This is a genomic window from Escherichia sp. KCJ4928 (genome assembly GCF_004352695.1).
Lineage (GTDB): Bacteria > Pseudomonadota > Gammaproteobacteria > Enterobacterales > Enterobacteriaceae > ECMA0423.
Window position 1 is genome coordinate 1 of the sequence record NZ_SJWV01000386.1, and the last position, 1,517, is coordinate 1,517.

The 1,517-nt window shown below is 43.6% G+C and carries 2 protein-coding genes; both read left to right on the top strand.

Translation table 11 applies throughout. The features are described 5' to 3' along the window. Positions 1–1,128: PTS transporter subunit EIIC (locus E0D98_RS24090; RefSeq protein WP_131891245.1), on the top strand; the 1,128-nt coding region annotated here is incomplete at its 5' end. Between the two features lie 27 nt (positions 1,129–1,155). Further along, on the top strand, positions 1,156–1,467 hold the full coding sequence (locus E0D98_RS24095; RefSeq protein ID WP_001296721.1) for a PTS lactose/cellobiose transporter subunit IIA: 312 nt from the start codon (positions 1,156–1,158) through the stop codon (positions 1,465–1,467). Positions 1,468–1,517: the final 50 nt, after the last annotated feature.

The window sequence follows — 1,517 nt, forward strand, 5'->3', positions numbered from 1 at the left end:
CTGCATCTGAATAGCATTTTCCCCAACCTTGAAAAAGCACAAGCTATTTTTACTCCGGTAATGAATGGTTCTGTAAATATCATGTCAATTATGATTGCTTTCCTGGTCGCCAGGAATATGGCGATTAGCTATGAGCAAGATGATCTTTTATGCGGATTAACGGCAATAGGAGCATTTTTTATTGTTTATACGCCATATCAGATGATAGATGGGCAAGCATTCCTGACGACCAAATATCTCGGCGCGCAGGGGTTGTTTGTTGCTGTTATCGTTGCATTGATCACCAGTGAAATATTTTGTCGCTTAGCTCGAAACCCAAAAATCACCATAACGATGCCGGCAGCTGTACCGCCTGCGGTAGCGCGTTCATTTAAAGTTTTATTGCCAATATTTTTTGTCATGGTGTTCTTTTCCGCACTTAATTATTGCCTGACACTGATATCCCCGGCAGGACTAAACGATCTTATTTACACATTAATCCAGACGCCGCTCAAACATATGGGAACGAATATCTTTGCGGTAATTATCCTGGGGGCTGTGGGTAATTTCCTGTGGGTGCTGGGGATCCACGGACCTAATACCACATCGGCAATTCGAGAAACCGTTTTTTCTGAGGCTAATCTGGAGAATCTCTCCTGGGCCGCTCAACATGGCACTACCTGGGGCGCGCCATATCCGATTACCTGGACTTCTATTAATGATGCATTCGCCAACTGCGGCGGTTCAGGTATGACGTTGGGGTTATTGTTGGCTATTTTTATCGCTTCTAAGCGTGCGGAATACCGTGATCTGGCAAAAATGTCATTTATCCCCGGTATTTTCAATATCAATGAACCGATAATGTTTGGCCTTCCTATTGTACTTAACCCCATCATGATGGTGCCGTTTATTATGGTTCCCATTGTTAACTGTGCCATTGGTTACTTCTTTGTTTCGATGGAAATTATTCCACCGGTTGCTTATGCCGTGCCCTGGACTACGCCCGGACCTTTAATTGCTTTCCTCGGAACCGGGGGGAACTGGCTGGCTTTACTGGTTGGTTTTTTATGTTTAGGTGTGGCGACAATGATCTATTTACCTTTTGTTATTGCCGCCAACAAAGTCAATAACATGACAACTAACGGATAATTCCATTTACCCAGGAAGGAGATTGTGATGTTTGCAGATGAAGAACTTGTTATGGAGTTACTGGTCAACGCGGGGCAGGCACGTTCTGACGCGATGGAAGCCATACGTTGTGCCGGGCAAAAAGACTGGCAGGGCGCAACTCAGCTAATGGCCAGTTCTGAATCTGCCTGTCTTCAGGCACATAAGATTCAGACCGCATTAATTAGTCAGGATGAAGGCTGTGGCAAAATAAAAGTTAATTTAATTCTGATTCATGCACAGGATCATTTGATGAATGCAATATTATGCCAGGATTTAGCCAGGGAAATTATTTCATTAAGAAAAGAACTCCATGCCTGATTTTTTCCTCCAGTGCGATAGCTGGAGGAAATTATTATACTCTTAAGGAT